This window comes from Nocardioides sp. GY 10127 (assembly GCF_004919085.1).
GTDB lineage: Bacteria > Actinomycetota > Actinomycetes > Propionibacteriales > Nocardioidaceae > Nocardioides.
On the sequence record NZ_STGL01000005.1, the window covers coordinates 1 to 16801 of the forward strand.

The 16801-nt window shown below is 76.9% G+C and carries 13 protein-coding genes, 1 tRNA gene, 1 other RNA gene and 1 pseudogene; 5 read left to right on the forward strand and 11 right to left on the reverse strand.

What is annotated here, in order from left to right:
* From E8D37_RS07275 to ffs, 6 genes and pseudogenes are all read right to left on the reverse strand, one after another.
* Positions 1-509, reverse strand: a pseudogene (locus E8D37_RS07275) (aspartate kinase); the annotation flags it as partial.
* A 101-nt stretch (positions 510-610) separates the two neighbouring features.
* Positions 611-1219 carry a DUF5063 domain-containing protein gene (locus E8D37_RS07280; protein ID WP_136569133.1) on the reverse strand — a complete coding sequence of 203 codons (609 nt, stop codon included), beginning with the start codon at positions 1217-1219 and terminating at the stop codon, positions 611-613.
* A complete protein-coding gene (recR, locus tag E8D37_RS07285) occupies positions 1216-1812 on the reverse strand; it encodes a recombination mediator RecR (RefSeq protein WP_136569134.1) in 597 nt (198 codons plus the stop codon). The genes E8D37_RS07280 and recR overlap by 4 nt, the downstream gene beginning before the upstream one ends.
* A gap of 13 nt (positions 1813-1825) precedes the next feature.
* Positions 1826-2269 (reverse strand): YbaB/EbfC family nucleoid-associated protein, encoded by a 444-nt coding sequence (locus E8D37_RS07290; protein WP_136569135.1) that lies wholly within the window; start codon positions 2267-2269, stop codon positions 1826-1828.
* A 138-nt stretch (positions 2270-2407) separates the two neighbouring features.
* Positions 2408-4966, reverse strand: coding sequence for a DNA polymerase III subunit gamma and tau (locus E8D37_RS20265; RefSeq protein WP_136569136.1), 2559 nt, complete (start codon positions 4964-4966; stop codon positions 2408-2410).
* 112 nt (positions 4967-5078) lie between these two features.
* Positions 5079-5169: signal recognition particle sRNA small type (gene ffs, locus E8D37_RS07300), an RNA gene on the reverse strand.
* Between the two features lie 131 nt (positions 5170-5300).
* Between ffs and E8D37_RS07305 the strand changes: the two genes are divergently transcribed.
* A tRNA-Ser gene (locus E8D37_RS07305) sits at positions 5301-5386 on the forward strand.
* Between the two features lie 63 nt (positions 5387-5449).
* On the opposite strand, the gene E8D37_RS07310 is transcribed toward E8D37_RS07305, so the two are convergent.
* The 4 genes from E8D37_RS07310 to E8D37_RS07325 all read right to left on the reverse strand — a co-directional run bounded on the left by E8D37_RS07310 (position 5450) and on the right by E8D37_RS07325 (position 9240).
* The gene (locus E8D37_RS07310) at positions 5450-6889 is read right to left on the reverse strand and encodes a type VII secretion protein EccB (protein ID WP_136569137.1); all 1440 of its coding nucleotides are present in this window, start codon (positions 6887-6889) and stop codon (positions 5450-5452) included.
* The gene (locus tag E8D37_RS07315; RefSeq protein WP_136569138.1) at positions 6877-8535 is read right to left on the reverse strand and encodes a hypothetical protein; all 1659 of its coding nucleotides are present in this window, start codon (positions 8533-8535) and stop codon (positions 6877-6879) included. Before E8D37_RS07315 ends, E8D37_RS07310 begins: the two co-directional genes overlap by 13 nt.
* Positions 8536-8546: 11 nt before the next feature.
* The gene (locus E8D37_RS07320) at positions 8547-8846 is read right to left on the reverse strand and encodes a WXG100 family type VII secretion target (RefSeq protein WP_136569139.1); all 300 of its coding nucleotides are present in this window, start codon (positions 8844-8846) and stop codon (positions 8547-8549) included.
* A gap of 73 nt (positions 8847-8919) precedes the next feature.
* Complete coding sequence (locus tag E8D37_RS07325; protein ID WP_168929673.1) at positions 8920-9240, reverse strand: WXG100 family type VII secretion target; 321 nt, start codon at positions 9238-9240, stop codon at positions 8920-8922.
* A gap of 742 nt (positions 9241-9982) precedes the next feature.
* On the opposite strand from E8D37_RS07325, the gene eccCb reads away from it, so the two are divergent.
* The 4 genes from eccCb (at position 9983) to E8D37_RS07345 (ending at position 15190) form a co-directional block, all read left to right on the forward strand.
* Complete coding sequence (gene eccCb, locus E8D37_RS07330) at positions 9983-13852, forward strand: type VII secretion protein EccCb (RefSeq protein ID WP_136569141.1); 3870 nt, start codon at positions 9983-9985, stop codon at positions 13850-13852.
* A gap of 185 nt (positions 13853-14037) precedes the next feature.
* Positions 14038-14259 (forward strand): hypothetical protein, encoded by a 222-nt coding sequence (locus E8D37_RS19785; protein WP_168929672.1) that lies wholly within the window; start codon positions 14038-14040, stop codon positions 14257-14259.
* A 104-nt stretch (positions 14260-14363) separates the two neighbouring features.
* A complete protein-coding gene (locus tag E8D37_RS07340; RefSeq protein WP_136569142.1) occupies positions 14364-14678 on the forward strand; it encodes a type II toxin-antitoxin system VapB family antitoxin in 315 nt (104 codons plus the stop codon).
* The gene (locus E8D37_RS07345) at positions 14675-15190 is read left to right on the forward strand and encodes a LytR C-terminal domain-containing protein (RefSeq protein ID WP_136569143.1); all 516 of its coding nucleotides are present in this window, start codon (positions 14675-14677) and stop codon (positions 15188-15190) included. Before E8D37_RS07340 ends, E8D37_RS07345 begins: the two co-directional genes overlap by 4 nt.
* A 19-nt stretch (positions 15191-15209) precedes the next feature.
* On the opposite strand, the gene E8D37_RS07350 is transcribed toward E8D37_RS07345, so the two are convergent.
* Positions 15210-16718 (reverse strand): potassium/proton antiporter, encoded by a 1509-nt coding sequence (locus tag E8D37_RS07350; RefSeq protein WP_136569576.1) that lies wholly within the window; start codon positions 16716-16718, stop codon positions 15210-15212.
* Between the last annotated feature and the right edge of the window lie 83 nt (positions 16719-16801).

Here is a 16801-nt window from a genome sequence, read left to right on the forward strand (position 1 = left end):
CAGACCTCGGCGTCCAGTGCGGCCGCCAGGGCCACGGCCGTCGTGTCGGAGGCGCCGCGGCCGAGCGTGGTGACGTCCTTGGTGTCCTGGGAGACGCCCTGGAAGCCCGCCACGATGGCGATGTGGCCCGACTCGATGGCCGACTTGATGCGACCCGGCGTGATGTCGATGATCTTCGCCTTGCCGTGCACCGAGTCGGTGATGACGCCGGCCTGCGAGCCGGTGAACGACTGGGCCTCGTAGCCGAGCTGCGAGACGGCCATCGCCAGCAGCGCCATGGAGATGCGCTCACCCGCGGTGAGCAGCATGTCCATCTCGCGCGGCGGGGGCAGCGGGGTCACCTGCTGCGCCAGGTCACGCAGGTCGTCCGTGGTGTCGCCCATCGCGGAGACCACCACGACGACGTCCTTGCCCTGCTTACGCGTGTTCACGATCCGCTGGGCGACGCGCTTGATGCCGTCCGCGTCGGCCACGGAGGACCCGCCGTACTTCTGCACGACAATGCTCACGAGGAGCTCCTCTTCGGTTCCGCCGGTCAGGGCGAGGAGTCCTCCCCCGCCCGTTGGCCGACGGCTCCCTCCCGGGGTGCTCGTGCGGCCGAGGGCACAGTCTAACGACCGTCCGCCGAACCCTCGCCCAGGATCTCATTCGCGACGGCCACCTGGTCGGCGTCCACCACGACCTCGGCGTCCAGGCGGTCGTGCGCGACCACCGAGAGCAGGGCGTTCAGGGCCGCGCCGGCGAGGTTGCCCCACGAGGACACGTAGGAGAACTGCCACCACCACAGGGCCTCGGCGACGTTGCCCTCCTGGTAGTGCCGCAGCCCCGTGTCGAGGTCCGTGGCGATGGAGGTGAGGTCGTCGGAGAGCTGGCTCTCGACGACCTCCGGCACGTAGGGGTCGAAGACGAAGCCGTACGTGTCGACGCCGCCGAGCATGTCGGCCAGCGACAGCCGCATGTCGTCGAGGTCCGGCTCGGGACCGACGTCCGGCTGGTACTCGGAGCGCGGGGTGAAGTCGCGCTGGGCGCCCAGCCGTGCACCGGCGAGCAGCACCTGGCTGATCTCGAGGAGCAGCAGCGAGATCGCCCGGCCGCCGTCCTTCTCCTCGGCGATCGCGCGCAGCGCCACGAGGAACGCGCCGATCTGCTCGGCCACCTCCGCCGCCAGGGCGCGGTCGCGCGCGTCCAGAGCCGTCGGCTCGAAGCTGATGTCGGTCATCGGGCAGCCCGCCTTCCTGCAAAGGCCCGTCCGAGGGTCACCTCGTCGGCGTACTCGAGGTCACCCCCCACGGGCAGTCCACTCGCCAGTCTCGTCACGCGCAAGTCCGGTTGCACGAGCATCCGGGTGAGGTACGTCGCGGTCGCCTCGCCCTCGAGGTTCGGGTCGGTGGCCAGGATGACCTCCGTGACCGTGCCGTCGGCCAGGCGCATCATGAGCTCGCGGATGTGCAGCTGGTCGGGCCCGATGCCGTCGATCGGGCTGATCGCGCCGCCCAGGACGTGGTAGCGGCCGCGGAACTCGCGGGTCCGCTCGATCGCGACGACGTCCTTGTACTCCTCCACGACGCAGAGCACCGCGGGGTCCCGTCGCGGGTCGCGACAGATCCGGCACTGGTCCTCCTCGGTCACGTTGAAGCAGATCGAGCAGAACTTCACCTTCGTCTTGACCTCGACCAGGACGTCGGCGAGGCGCCGGACGTCCACGGGGTCGGCCTGGAGCAGGTGGAAGGCGATCCGCTGAGCGGACTTCGGCCCCACGCCCGGCAGCCGGCCGAGCTCGTCGATGAGGTCCTGGACGACGCCGTCGTACAACCGCGTGCCTCTCTCAGAACCCGAAGCCGCCGGAGCCCGGCATGCGACCGGTGGGGCCCGGCAGGGGGCCGCCGGACGCGCCGGAGCCGCCCGCGGCGCCACCGCCGGCCAGGCCCCCCAGCCCCCCGGCCAGGGGGCCGAGCGCCTCGGAGGCCTGCTGGTCGACCTTGGACTTGGCGTCGCGGAAGGCCGCGACCACCAGGTCGCCCAGCTCGGCCAGCGACTCGGCGTCCGTGCCCTCCAGCACGCCCTCACGCAGGTCGACGCGGACCAGCTCGCCGGTCCCGTCCACCGTCACGCTCACGGCACCGTCGGCGACGCTGCCGGTCACCAGCGAGTCGGCCAGCTTCCGCTGGGCGTCCATCAGCTGCTCCTGCATGGCCTGGGCCTGCTGGAGCAGGGCGCCCATGTCGAAGCCGCCCTCGCCGCCGAGGGCCTCGAAGGGGTTCTGCGTCATCGCGTCGTCACCTCTGCGTGCGTGGGGATGGGTCGGTGTGGGTGCTGCCGCTCCTGCGCGGGGCGGCGCGTCCCCTGTCAGTGTGCCGGGTCGGCGGCGGCGTCCGTGGTGGCGTCGCTGTTGGCGTCAGCGGTGGCGTCACTGGTGGCGGATCTCCTCGATCACCTTCGCGCCCAGCTCGCGGGCGAGCAGCTCGGCGCCCGCCAGGGCGTCCTCCTCGGCGTCCGCGTCGTTGCGGTCGACGTGGGCGTCCGGGTCCACCCCCGGCTCGGAGGGCGCGTCCGCCTCGTTACGGCCGCCGGCCCGCGTGGCCTGGATGGCGCTGCGCGCCGCCGAGATCCCGCCGCGGCCGGCCGGCCGCTCGGATGCTCGCTCGGGGGCTCGCTCCGGGGCCCGCGAGGGGGACTCGTCGACGGGGCCGTCGAGCGGGTCGGGCGGCAGGTCGTCGTCCGGCGGCTCGACGTCGGCCCAGGCGGGCGGGCGCTCGTCGGCGCGCGGGGCCGGGCGCTCGGGCACGGGCGGCGCGTCCTGCGCCCACGCCGGGGCGGCCTCCGGGGGACGCTGGGCGCGCTCGTCCTGACGGCCCGCGGCGCCCCGCTCGCCGGGCTGCTGAGGCCCCTCGTCCGGTCGACCCGCCTCCTGGGCGGGTGCCGCCTGCGGCGGGGAGGGCCGGGTCGAGGAGCGGGTGACGACCGGCGCGTCAGGCGAGGCGCCCGGGTCGATGATCGTCTCGATCTGCCAGTCCGACCCCACGACGTCGATGGCGGCCTGCCGGACGATCTCGCGGCTGCCGCCGGCCTCGAACGAGTCCCGGGCGCCGGTGTTGGCGAACCCGAGCGTGAGGGTGCGGGCGTCGACGGCGACGACCTGGGCGTTCTGGGTCAGGTGGATCCAGGTCACCCGGCGGCGCTGCTTGGTCGCCTCGACGATGTCCGGCCACAGGCGGCGGACCTCGACCAGCGAGAGGCCGCCCTGCGCCGGTTCGGGCTGCGCCGGCTCGGGCTCCGCCGCCGTGGGCCGCTCGGCGCGCGCCGGCTCGGGCCGGGCGGGCTCGGGGGCAGCGACCGGCTCGGGCGTGCGGGCGGGCTCGGGCGTGCGGGCCGGGGACTCCTCTGCGGGAGCCCAGGGGTCGTCGGCGGCGGCCCAGGGATCGTCGGCCGGCGGGGCGGCCGGTCGGGCTGCGGGCTGCGGCTCCGCCGGCGCAGCCGGGGCCGCGCCGGCCACCGGCGGCTCCGCCGACTCCTGCGCGCCGGTGCCGATCCGCGGGCGCGGCGGGATGTCCCACGGGGCGTCCCCCGCCGGAGCGGGCTCGGGCGCCGACGGCTGCGGGGCGGCGGACCGCTCGGTGGGCCGCTCGGCGGGCCGTTCCGTCGGGCTGGGCTCCGGGTGGGCGGGAATGCGGGCGTGCTCAGGGAGGACCGGCGTCACCGACGGGGCGGGCGGCTCGGGGGCGGGCGCGGCGGCCGGACGGGTCCGCACCTGGGCGGGGGCGGTCGGGCCGCTGGCGGGCGGGGCGGTCATGGGACCGGACACGCTCATCCGGCGCTCCACCCGGTCGATCCGGGCGGCGAGGCCGTCGGTGCCGTGGTCCGCCCCCGGGAGCAGGACGCGGGCGCAGATGAGCTCGAGCAGCAGCCGCGGCGCGGTGGCGCCGCGCATCTCGGTGAGCCCGGCGGCGACGAGGTCGGCCGCGCGGGTGAGGTCGGCGGCACCGAACCGGGCGGCCTGGGCGACCAGCCGCTCCCCGGCGTCCTCGGCGACGTCGATGAGGCCGGAGGCGGGCGCGTCAGGGACCGCGGCGACGATCACGAGGTCCCGCAGGCGGCGCAGGAGGTCCTCGGTGAACCGCCGCGGGTCCTGCCCGGTCTCGATCACCTTGTCGACCACGCCGAAGACGGCCGCGCCGTCGGCGGCCGCGAAGGCGTCCACGACCTCGTCCAGCAGGGTCTCCGGCGTGTACCCGAGCAGGCCCGTGGCGAGCTGGTAGGTGACGCCCTCGGGACCGGCGCCGCCCATGAGCTGGTCGAGCACGGAGAGCGTGTCCCGCGCCGAGCCGCCGCCGGCCCGCACGACGAGCGGGATCGCGGCCTGCTCGATGGTGACTCCCTCGCGGGCGCAGAGGTCGGCGAGGTAGGCCGAGAGCAGCCGCGGCGGGATGAGCCGGAACGGGTAGTGGTGGGTGCGCGAGCGGATGGTGCCGAGCACCTTCTCCGGCTCCGTGGTCGCGAAGATGAAGCGCAGGTGCGGCGGGGGCTCCTCGACGAGCTTGAGCAGGGCGTTGAAGCCCTGCGTGGTGACCATGTGGGCCTCGTCGATGATGTAGACCTTGTAGCGGCTCTTCACCGGGGCGAAGAACGCCTTCTCGCGCAGGTCGCGGGCGTCGTCGACGCCACCGTGGGACGCCGCGTCGATCTCGATGACGTCGATCGAGCCCGGCCCGCCGCGGGCCAAGTCCCGGCACGAGTCGCATCGCCCGCACGGCTCGGCCGTCGGGCCCTCCTCGCAGTTCAGCGCGCGGGCCAGGATGCGCGCCGACGTCGTCTTGCCGCAGCCGCGCGGGCCGGAGAAGAGGTAGGCGTGGTTCACGCGGTTGTTCGCCAGCGCCGCGCGCAGCGGACCGGTCACGTGGTCCTGCCCGATGACCTCGGCGAAGGTCTCGGGCCGGTAGCGGCGGTACAGGGCGAGGGGTGACTCCACACGCGCACCCTAACGAGCCGCACCGACAGCCGCGGCCCCGCGGAGGGGGACCTGTGGACCGGGCGGGCCGCCGACCGTCGAGGCACTGCCGGTGGCCGGGCCCAAAAAGAGAAAAGGCCCCCCGCGCACCCGACAGAGCTCACTTACCCTTGCTGCGTTTCCGCCCTGGGGGAGTTGGGCGAGATGCCGCCACGCGGGGGGTTGCCCCGAGTGTAGGTGAGGGGCCGCTCGCCGCCCAACACGGCCCCGGGGCCGTCACCGGCGGTCGGCCGACCCGCGTCGATCAGCACAGCCGGATTTCGCGCCAGCCACGCCCACCGGTATCTTTCCCGGCGGAGGTATCGCCTAGTGGCCTATGGCGCTCGCTTGGAAAGCGGGTTGGGTTAATAGCCCTCGGGGGTTCGAATCCCCCTACCTCCGCCGGAGCCGACGGCGCCGCACCAGCAGGTGCGGCGCCGTCGTCGTTCTCCCGGGGTCAGGGGCTCACCACCCGTCCGGGCCACGCAGCGCGGCTGCCCGCGTCAGGTCGGGTCCGCGCACCACCCCCCGCAGCCAGGACGCCGGCCGCGCCACCGCGTCCGACGGCTGCCAGCCCAGCGCGGCGATCGCGTCGGCACCGCCGAGCCGGTACCTGCGGGCGCCCTCCCCGGCCCCCTCTCCAGCTCCGGTCCCGCCCACCACGAGCCACCAGCGCGGCCGGCCGTCGGAGCGCACGAGCGCGACGGCGCCGTCGGCGACGGGACCACTCGACCCTGTGACCTCGGTGGCCCCGGCGGACTCGACGTCCGGCAGTGAGACCCGCACCGGGGCTCCGTCGTCGACGGCCACGCAGGTGCGGGCGGTCGTGGGGCGGGCCCCCGCGCCGGAGTCGGGCCAACCGTTCGGGTCGAGGGGCCGGCCCGCCGGGGAGCCGCCCACGTCCGTCGCCCCGGGGTCGCGCGCCCCGAGCGTCGGGCCGATCGCCTGCCAGAGCCGCCAGGCCAGGGGGCCGAGGAGGCGCAGCCGCCCGTCGGCCGCCACGACGGCGCCGCCACCCGGCCGGGCGACCGCGTCCCCCACGAGCACGCCGGCCCGGCGACCGGGAGCCTGACGCCCGACCCGTCCGCCGGCCGTCACCTCCCCCAGCGCCGCCGCGGAGACGTCAGCGCCGCGGGGCACCAGCCGGAGCCAGCCCGTCGCGACCCGCGGCGCCCAGCGGGCGGCCGGGAGCCCGAGGCGGGAGAGCAGGTCGTCCGTCACGGGGTGCGGGAGCCGAAGGCGCAACCGCCGAGCGCCGCCGCTCGCGTCCGTGACGAGGAGCCACAGGCCGCCGCCCTCCCGTGCCCGCACCACCTGCGGGCCGATCACCCCACGCCGGCCCTCCGTGGCCGTGCGCCACGCGATCCCGTCCACCCCGGAGCAGGCGACCCACGCGGAGTCGTCGAGCCCCGCAGCGGTGGGGAGCAGGGTGGGCGCCCCGCTCACCCCGAGCGCCCGTCCGCGAGGCAGGTCGCGGGCCTGCGCCGAGGTGAGCTGCACGGGAGCCACCCCGTCTGCGGCGCCGGTATCAGGGGCAGGGTCCGCGGCCGGGCCGACCAGCAGCTGCGCCGACGTCGCGTCCGTGACCGGGTGCAGCACCGGGCCGTCGTCCGACTCGAGGAGGACCGCGGGCTGGCCCTCCGGCCCGAGGACGAAGGCGGGCGCCTGCAAATCACCGACGGGCACCTGCCCCGACGTTCCCCCGGTCCGGTCCAGAAGCCCGGGCAGGAGCGCCAGCAGCAGGGCCAGCACGAGGGAGCCGAGCACGCGCGGCCACGGCGGGCCGGGCTCCTGGGCGCCGGGCTCGCGGCCGGCGAGCGCCCCGGCGAGACGCCGCCGCTGCCACCGCTCGGCCTCCAGGACCCCGGCCCGGTGCCCGGCCCCGTGGCCGGTCACGGCCGCCACCGGTTCACAGCGTCGGAGACGACCGCCGGCAGGTCGGGCCCCAGCCCCGCGGCGAGCACCGCCAGCGCGGGGAGCGCCGCCAGGAGGACCGACTCCGCGACGTCCGCCCAGCGGTCGCGGCGCGCGGCCCACGCCGGACGCGGGTCCGCGCGCGCCGTGCCCCCCGATCGGGCGAGCACGAGCAGCCCGGCGGACGCGAGCCCCAGCCCGCCCCACCAGGGGGCGCCGAGCCCCGCGACGAGGACGGGGGCCGCGACCACGGCAGTCGCTCGGCCGGCCAGCGCCGGCAGCCACAGCATCTCGTGCCGCGCGCGGAGCGCGAGCAGGAGCGCGGACACCAGCAGCAGGCCTGCACCCCCGGGACCACGGGCCAGCGGGCCCGCGCAGGCCACGAGCACGAGGAGGGAGGCGACTGCGGAGGAGGTGGCGGCGTCGCCGGCGCGCTCGACCACGCTCCCGACCGGCACGCTCCCGGCTGCCGGACCCCCGACAACCAGACCCCCGACCGGCGGCTCCGCGTCAGCGTCCGGGGCCCTCGTCGACCCCGCGGCGACGGCCGCGAGGCTCCACGGCAGCAGGTTGCCCACCATCACGGTGAGGGCGAGCGTCGCGGCCAGGGCCGGGCGCGGCCCCGCGACGGTGAGCACCGCCGCGGCCGACAGCCCGGCCAGTCCGCACGCCGGGGCGACCAGCCCCAGGCACCAGCGTCGACCGAGCAGCGCCGAGCCCAGGGCTCCCGCTGCCAGCGCGACCGCGCTCGAGGCGAGGAGGACGGCCGCCGTTCCTGCCCGGGGCAGTACCGACGCCGTGCCGACCGCCAGGCACAGGGGACCGAACGTCACCGCGACCGCAGCCGCGGGCACGGACCCGGAGCCGGCCAGACGAGGCGCGACGAGCAGGGCCAGGAGCCCGACGAGGCAGCCCAGGACACCGCCCAGGAGGCCTGCCCCATCGGGGGTCGCCCGGGCGAGCGGGAGGAGTACCCCGGCGAGGAGCCAGCACGACGCGGCGACGACACCGGCGCCCGCGGGGGCACCGGCTCGCCCGGTGGGCCCGACGGCCCGGCCGCGGACCGCGTCGGCCACCGCGAGGGCCGGGTCGTCGACCGGGCACGGCGTGCCCTCGACGTCCAGCACGAGGACGTCGCCGTCCCGCACCGGCAGCCGGTCCAGCGGCTCGGCGAGGTCGACCAGCCCGGCAGCCGCGGGCGCTGCGGACCGTCCGCCACGGCCCATGGCCCGCGCCACCGGACGGGCCGTCGGCCCGGCGGCGGCCAGGGCCGCCCGGTCCAGCCCGAGCCCGCTCGCCAGGTCGGGGCGCGCCGCCAGCACGTCGAGGAGCGAGAGACCGGCGGGGACGACGACGTCGACCCCGCCGGTCGGCCCGCGCAGCACCAGCCGGAGCTCCACGGGGGTCGGGCGCCGGCCCGCGTCGGCGCTGCCGGCAGCCACCGCGCCGGTACTCGCACCCGCCTCCGCACCAGCACCGGCACCCACGCCCCCGGCGCCCCCGAGCAGGGCCGGGAGGGCGGGCGGCAGGCCGGTGCCGGGCGGGGTCGCCCGGCGACGTCCGCCGGGAGAGGGCCTCGACGCCGGCGCGCCGTCCTCCCCCGTCGGCCCCGGCAGGAAGCCCAGCGGCTGCGTCATGGCTGCGCTCCTCAGCCGCCGAAGAGCGCGGCACCGCGCAGGTCGGCCGCGCGGTACTCCTCGTTGGCGACCGCCACGGCGCCGGCCGTGCGGGCGAGGAGGTCGTTCATGCCGGCCACCTGCTCGTCCCACCCCGCCTTCGCCGTGTCGTAGGCCAGGCGCGCCCGCCCGACCCAGGCGCCCCGCAGGGCTCCGAGGTCCGCGTCGAGCTGGGCGAGCCGGCTCTCGATGTCGCGGACCGCGCGGGCCAGGTCCTGTGCGCCGGCGTCCAGCCGGGCGTGGTCGACGCTGATGCCGTCGAGGTCGCTCATGTCTCCTCCTGGGATCGGTGCCCGCACGAGCCCGTGCGGACGGGGTGGTCGGTGCTGGTGGTCGTCGGCCCGCTCACGGCAGGGCGCCGAGGGCCGAGGTGAGACGGGCCATCGCGGCCGAGGCGGCCTCGTCCGTCGTCGTGTTGTCGCGCTCGGTCGACCGCAGGTCCGCCTCGAAGCGGTCCAGCACCGCCACGACCCGTCGCTGCCGGGCGTCCCACGCGGAGGCGAGGGCGCTGAAGGCGGTGGCGCCCCGCCCGCCCCAGCCGGCCCGCAACGCCTGGGTGTCGCCCTCGAGCCGCCGACCGACCTGGTCCAGGTCGGCACGGGCCCGGGCCACGAGCGCGGCCGCCTGCCCCAGGGCGCCCTCGCCCTGTCCGAAGTCTGCTGTCACGTGTGCCTCCTCGTCCGCGGCGCTGCCGCATGACCTCCGCGGCGCCTGCGCCGCCACCCCGACCGGTGCCGGGACGAGCGGCCGGATACCCGGGGGCGGGCGCCGGAAACGGATCAGGACGTTGTCCACAGGAGGTGCGCGCGCTGCTCTGATCGGCGGCTGGGGCGGTGTGTGGGCAACCGTCGAGGGCGAGGCTCAGGTTGCTGGGACACCGCCGGTGGGGGCTGGCTGGGTGGGCGGTGTGTGAGCAACCGGCCGGGCCGCGGCTCACGTTGCTGGGGCACCGCCGGTGCCGGCTGGCTGGATGGGCGGTGCGTGAGCAACCGTTGAGGGCGCGAGGCTCAGGTTGCTGGGACACCGCCGGTGGGGGCTGGCTGGGTGGGCGGTGCGTGAGCAACCGTTGAAGCCGAGGCTCACGTTGCTGGGACACCGCCGGTGGGGGCTGGCTGGATGGGCGGTGCGTGAGCAACCGTCGAAGCCGAGGCTCACGTTGCTGGGACACCGCCGGTGCCGGCTGACCGGATGGGCGGTGCGTAGGCAACCGTTGAAGCCGCAACTCACGTTGCTGGGGCACCGCTGGTCGGCGCGGCGAGGCTCAGCCGAGCTCGGCGGCGAGGCGCTCGGCGAGTGAGTCCTGGACGCCGGGTCGTCCCGGAGCGCCGGGGTCGGCGGGCCCACCGGCGTCGTCCACAGATCGCTCCGGCGGCGTTTCCGGCGGGTGCCCCGGGGCACCCCTCCAGCCATGTCCACGACCACTCCGCCGACCCGATCGGCCGTCGACGAGGGCGCCGCCGGCCCGGCGGGGCCGACGCTGCGCCCCGTCCCGCCGCTGCCCGGCGTCGAGAGCGGGGGCGTGCTCGGCGCACTGGTCCCGATGGTGGGGACGCTCGGTTCGGTGGCGGTGATGCTGACCCTCGCACCGTCCTCGACGGGCCGCGCCCTGCTCGCGGGCGGTTCCCTGCTGGCGGCCTCCCTCGCCTACGTCGCGGTGGGCCTGGAGCGCCAGCGACGGCACCGGGCGACGGCCCTGGGGCGCAGCCGGGGCGCCTACCTGCGGCACCTGGGCCAGGTCCGCGAGCTCCTGCGGGCCCGGGTCGTCGAGGTCCGGCACCCCGACCCGGCGGTGCTCGGTCTGCTCGCCCACCAGGGCCTCCCCCGTCCCGGGGTCGGACCCGGCCACCAGCCGGCCGTCCGCTGGGGAGTGCGCAGCGCGCCCGACCCGGGTGCCCCGCAGGCGCCGCCCGTGGGGGACGACGAGCCGGACCCCGCGCTCGCCGACGCGGCACGACGGCTGGTGGACGTGTGGGCGGAGCGCCCCGAGGCCGCTGTCCTCGACCTCGCCGAGGTGGGCTCCGCCGTCCTGGTGCCCACCCCGGACGACCCCGACCCCTGGGCGCCCGTCAGGGCGCTGGCGGTGGCCGCGGCGTGGGCCGTGCCGTCGGAGCGGCTGGCCCTGGCCGTCCTGGACGACACCGATGCCGCCGGCCGGGGCGACGACGCCCGCGGCGCCAGGGCTCACGAAGGATGGGCTCCCGACGGCTGGGCCTGGCTGCCCCACCACCGGACCGCCGTCGGATCGCTGCTGCGCGCGGGCACCACCGCCCAGCTGGCACGGCTGTTGGAGGGGGACACGCGCCACCTGCTCGTGCTCGTGGGCGGCGCCGGCCGCGTGACCACCCCGGCACGGCTCGCCGAGGTGCGCCGGGAGCTGGCGGGCGGGCGCGAGGTCACGGCGGTCGGGCGGGGCGCTGCCGACGAGGCCTCCGGGCTGGGAGGAGCCCGGTGGGAGGTGACCACGACCGGCCCCACGACCGGCCCCACGACCGGCACCACGAACGGCACGGCCGCCGGCACGGAGGCGATGAGCGGCGTCCGGCCGGACAGGCTCTCCGCCGCGGCGCTGGCGACCACCGCACGCGCGATCGGGCTCCGGCTCGAGGAGGAGGCGGCCCACGGGCCGCACGCCGTCGCACCCCTCCTCGCCCGGGTGGCCGGCAAGCGGCCGACACCGCCCGCCGGCCCCCTCACGGTCACGCTGGGCACCGGCACCGGCACCGGCACCGGCACGGAGCCGACCGCGCAGGGCGGGTCGGCGCCCGTCGTCCTGGACCTCAAGGAGTCCGCCCTCGGTGGCAGCGGACCGCACGGGCTGGTCGTCGGCGCCACGGGCTCGGGCAAGTCGGAGCTGCTGCGCACGCTCGTCGCGGGCCTCGTCGCCACCCACTCCCCCGACGACCTCCGGCTCGCGCTCGTCGACTTCAAGGGCGGGGCCACGTTCGCCGGCCTCGAGCCCGCCCCGCACGTGGCGGCGCTGCTCACCAACCTCGAGGACGACCCGGCGCTGGTGGACCGGATGGCCGACGCGCTCGCCGGCGAGCTCACCCGCCGTCAGGCCCTGCTGCGCCGCGAGGGGCTCGCCTCGCGCGAGGCCTGGGAGGACGCGCGGCGGCGGGGTCGCCCGCTGGACCCCATGCCCTCGCTGCTGGTCGTCGTGGACGAGTTCGCCGAGCTCCTCACGGCCCGCCCGGACTTCGTCGACACCTTCGTCGCCGTCGGGCGGCTGGGCCGCTCCCTGGGCCTGCACCTCCTGCTCGCCTCGCAGCGGCTGGAGGAGGGTCGACTGCGCGGCCTCGAGGCGCACCTCTCCTACCGGATCGGCCTGCGGACGTTCTCCGAGGCGGAGTCCCGCGCCGCCCTCGGGGTCCCGGACGCCGGCCTGCTGCCGCGCCGGCCCGGCGAGGCCCTGCTCCGACCGGGGCCCGGCGTCCTCGTCCGGTTCCGCGCGGGCCACGTCTCGGGGCCCGTGCCGCTCGACCGCCCGCTGTCGCGCGCCGCGGGGCGCGTGCGGACCCTGGCCGAGGACGCGGCCGCCGGCTGGACGTCGCCGCCCGTCGGCCCCGACGACTCCCTGCTGGACGCGGTGGTGAGGACCGTGGCGACCGACCCCGGTCCGCGCGAGGCGTCCCCGTTCTGGCTGCCGCCGCTCACCGACCCGCCACCGCTCGACCTCGACGTGCCGGCGGACGGGGACCTGCGGCTGCGCGTCGGCCTCGTCGACCTGCCGCGGGAGCAGCGGCAGGAGCCGCTCGTCGTCGACCTCGGCCGGGGACACCTGGCCGTGGTCGGTGGTCCCCGGTCCGGCCGCAGCACCGCCCTCGCGTGCGTCGCGCTCGCCGCGGCGGCGCGCACCGCGCCGAGCGCGTTGAGGCTGTACGTCCTCGACCTGGCCGGTGGCGCGCTCGCGGGGCTCGATCGGCTCCCGCACCTCGCGGCACGCGTCGTCGAGGAGCCCGAGCTGGTCCGCCGGGTGCTGGAGGAGGTGGAGGACCTGGTGGTGGCCCGCGAGCGGGGCACCACCGGCCGTCCGGCCCCCGGGCGCGGCCGCGGTGACGACGGCCGGGTGCTGCTGCTGGTCGACGGGGTGGCCGCCCTGGCTGACCTCCCCTTGGCCGGCCTCCCCCTGGCCGGCCTCCCCTCCTCGCCGGCCCCCGCCGGGGACACCGCCACGGCCCGGCTGGTGCGGCTCGCGGCCCGCGGAGCCGCGGTCGGCGTCCACCTCGCGGTCACCGCGGGACGGTGGAGCGAGCTGCGGGGCGGGCTCCGCGACCTGTGCACCGAGCGGGTCGAGCTGCGGCTGCCGGACCCCGTGGAGTCCGAGGTCGACCGACGGGCGGCGGCGGGCGTCCCCCGGCACCGCCCGGGCCACGGGCTCACCGCCGACGGCCACCGCTGCGTGCTCGCCGCCCCGGAGCCGGGCAGCACTGCCGGCCTCGGCGGGGCCGCCACCGCGGCGGAGCGCGTGGCGCACCGCTGGCCGGGGCCCCGCGTCCCGGCGCTGCGAGTGCTCCCCGACCGGGTCGACCTGGCCGGGCTCCTGGCGGGGCCGCCGAGCACGGGCGAGGGTCGCCGCGACGTCCTGGCCCTCGACGAGCGGACGCTCTCCCCGGTCGGCCTGGACCCCCGCACGGACCCGCACCTGCTCGTCGTCGGCGAGCCGGGCTCGGGCAAGACCTCGGCCCTGCGCGCGCTGGCCCGCTCCGCGACGCACGGTCGGACCCCCGACGGCCTCCGCGTCCTCGCGCTCGACCCGCGCCGCTCCCTGCTCGGCGACCTCCCCGAGCGGCACCTGCTCGCCCACGTGAGCGCACCCGACGACGCCCGCCGCGCCGTCGAGGAGCTGGCCGCCTACCTCGCGGCCCGCCGCCCGGGTCCGGAGGTGACGCCCGCCCGCCTCCGGGCCCGCGACTGGTGGACGGGGGCCGAGGTGCTCGTCCTGGTCGACGACCACGACCTGCTGGAGGCAGCAGGCTCGCCCCTGCTGCCGCTCGTCCCGCTCCTGGGCCACGCCCGCGACGTCGGGCTGCGGGTGGCGGTGGCGCGGCGCAGCGGAGGGGCGGCCCGGGCGCTGTGCGGCCCCGCCCTGCAGGCCCTGCGGGACGTGGCGGCCGCCGGGCTGCTGCTGCCGGGCGACCCGGACGAGGGTCCGCTGCTGGGTGGCCTCCGCCCGCAGCGCGGCGTCCCGGGCCGGGCCCGGCTGGTCACCCGGGACGAGGGCCGGCGCACCGTCCAGGTCGCGTGGAGCCCTCCGGACACCGGCCCGGGCGAGACCTGACCAGCCCGGGCCAGGACGGACCTGAGGAACGTCCCGGACCGCTACCGGGGCCGGGACGCACTCCGGTTCCGGACGCGTCCTGCGTCACATGACGCCAGGCTTAACACGGGCTCAACACGGCCGCCACCGACCTCCCCCACAGTGAAGGTGAGCCCTCTCCACCCCCCACCCCCCAGGAGACCGCCATGAGCACCACCGCAGACGCGCACACCTCGGCCCACGCCCCCTCCGCCCGCACCGCGCCGGCGAAGGAGGACGTCCGCCTCGACCGGATCACGGGCCGCCGCCAGGTCCTGCGCACCCGGCACTCCGCCCGTCTCACCCAGCTGATGGAGGAGCGGGAGGACCTCCGCGGGGTGCACGCGCTCGCGGACTTCGTCGACGACTCGGTGCGCTGGGGCGCCTGAGCCACCTCCTCACCCCCGCACCGGCACGCGGCGAGCCGCACGCCGATGCCCGAAACCGGCCACCACCCCGTTGGTCGACGGCGCGACTGCCTAGACTCGGCGCCGTGATCTTCAAGCGCGTCGGGGACGGTCGTCCCTACCCTGACCACGGGCTCAGCGCCCGGGACTGGGCAGCGCTGCCCCCTCGTCAGGTCCGGCTCGACCAGCTGGTCACCACCAAGGACACGCTGCAGCTCGCCGCGTTGCTCGACGAGGACTCCACGTTCTACGGCGACCTGTTCGCCCACGTGGTGCAGTGGCGTGGAGAGCTCTACCTCGAGGACGGCCTGCACCGCGCGCTGCGGGCCGCGCTCCAGCAACGGTCGGTGCTGCACGCGCGGGTGCACGCCATCGGCGAGGAGGACCGGATCCCCGCATGAGCCCACTGCCGCAGGCCGCGAAGACCGCGATCACCCTCCTCGTGCTGGCACTCGTGCTGGCGCTGGGCGCGTGGTGGGGCTGGTCGTCGCTCACCTCACCCTTCACCGACGAGGCCGACTCCGCCACGGGGTGCACCACCGTCGACGTCGCCAAGGGCGACGAGGTGACCACCTCGATGGTGGAGGTCGACGTCCTCAACTCCGGCACCCGCACGAGCCTGGCCAGCACGGTCATGGAGGAGCTCGTCGCGCGCGGCTACCTCGAGGGCACGGCGGGCAACAGCGAGACCGAGGTCAAGACCGTCCAGGTCTGGACGCCGAGCCGCAAGGACCCGGGGCTGGCCCTGCTCCTCACCTCGATGCCGAAGGGCACCGCCGTGAAGGTGAAGGACGACGTGGACGTGCTCACCGTCGTCCTCGGGGACGGCTGGACCTCGCTGCGCTCCGGCAAGACCTCGATCAAGGCCCAGCACGCCGGCACCCTGTGCGAGGCGAGCGACTCCGCCGCCTGAGCGACGGCCGACCGGAGGCTCAGCGCCCCGGGCGGCGCCGCTCCTCGTGGAGCCACTTCGCGAGGCGTCCACCCCGGCTGACCTGACGCAGCCGACGCTCGACCGCCTCCCGCTGCGCGCGGGGCGTGACGAGCAGCAGGTGGTCGCCGTGCCGCAGGACGGTCCGTGGCTCCGGCACGAGCATCTGCTCCCCCCGGATCACCAGCGACACGGACGCGCCCGTGGGCAGCCGCAGCTCGGCGACCTCGACCCCGTGCATCCGCGAGGTGTCGGCGATGGTGACCTGCAGGAGGTCCGCGGCGAGGCGCTCCAGCGGCGCGGCCTCGAGCTCCAGGTCGCGCGGCTGCTCGGGCAGGGCCACCCGCAGCGTCCTCGCCACCAGCGGCAGCGTCGGGCCGGTGAGCGCCGTGTAGACCACGACGAGCACGAAGACCAGGTCGAAGAGCCGCTCCGAGCCGCCGACGCCCAGGGCCAGCGGGATCGTGGTGAGGACGACGGGGACGGCCCCGCGCAGCCCGGCCCAGGACAGGAACGCCAGGTCGCGCGGGTGCATCGGCTGCACGATCGAGCTCACCGCCACGGAGAGCGGCCGCGCGACGAGGGTGAGGACGAGACCTGCCACCAGCCCCATGAGCACCTCGTTGAGGGTGATCCGGCTGGGCGAGAGCAGGAGCCCCAGCATGACGAACAGCCCGATCTGGGCCAGCCAGGCCACGCCCTCGGCGAACGAGCGCGTCGCACCGCGGTGCGGGAGCTCGGAATTGCCCAGCACGAGCGCCGCCACGTAGATCGCCGCGAAGCCGCTGGCGTGGACGTACGCGGCCGCCCCGTAGGCGAGGAACGCCAGGGTGAGCACCGACAGCGGGTAGAGGCCGGCGGTGGGCAGCGCGACCTTGCGCATGAGCAGCGCCCCGCCGCGTCCGACGAGGAAGCCCACGAGACCGCCGCCGACGAGCTCGCCCAGGATGATCAGGCCCACGACCAGCGGGTGGTGGTCACCGACGGTGCCCGTCGAGACGAGGGTGACGAGGACGACGGTCGGGGCGTCGTTGAGCCCGGACTCCGCCTCGAGCGCACCGGTGAGCCGGCGCGGCAGGGGCACCACGCGCAGCACCGAGAACACCGCGGCCGCGTCGGTCGGGGAGCACACCGCGCCCAGCAGCACCGCCACCGGCCAGGAGAGCCCGAGGAGGTAGTGCCCGGCCAGCGCCATCACGGTGACCGAGACGGCGATGCCCACGGTGGCGAGCGAGATGCCGATGCGCAGCGAGCCGCGCAGGTCGCGCCAGCCGGTGGTGAGGCCGCCCTCGGCCAGGATCACCGCGAGCGCGGCGAAGCCCAGGGCGTGGGCGGCGGAGGCGTCCTCGAACTGGATGCCGAGCCCGGACTCGCCCAGCGCGACCCCCATGAGCAGGTAGATCAGCAGCGAGGGCAGGCCGGCGCTGGAGGAGATGCGCACGGCGAGGATGGCCAGGAGCGTCACGATCGACCCGACGAGCAGGAAGCTGTCGAGGTGGTGGACGTCCAGGCTCAAGGGCGTTCCTCCCGGGTCGGCGGCCGGGGCCGGCGGCAGGCCCCGATCCTATCGGCGCCGCCCGGACGTAGCCTGCC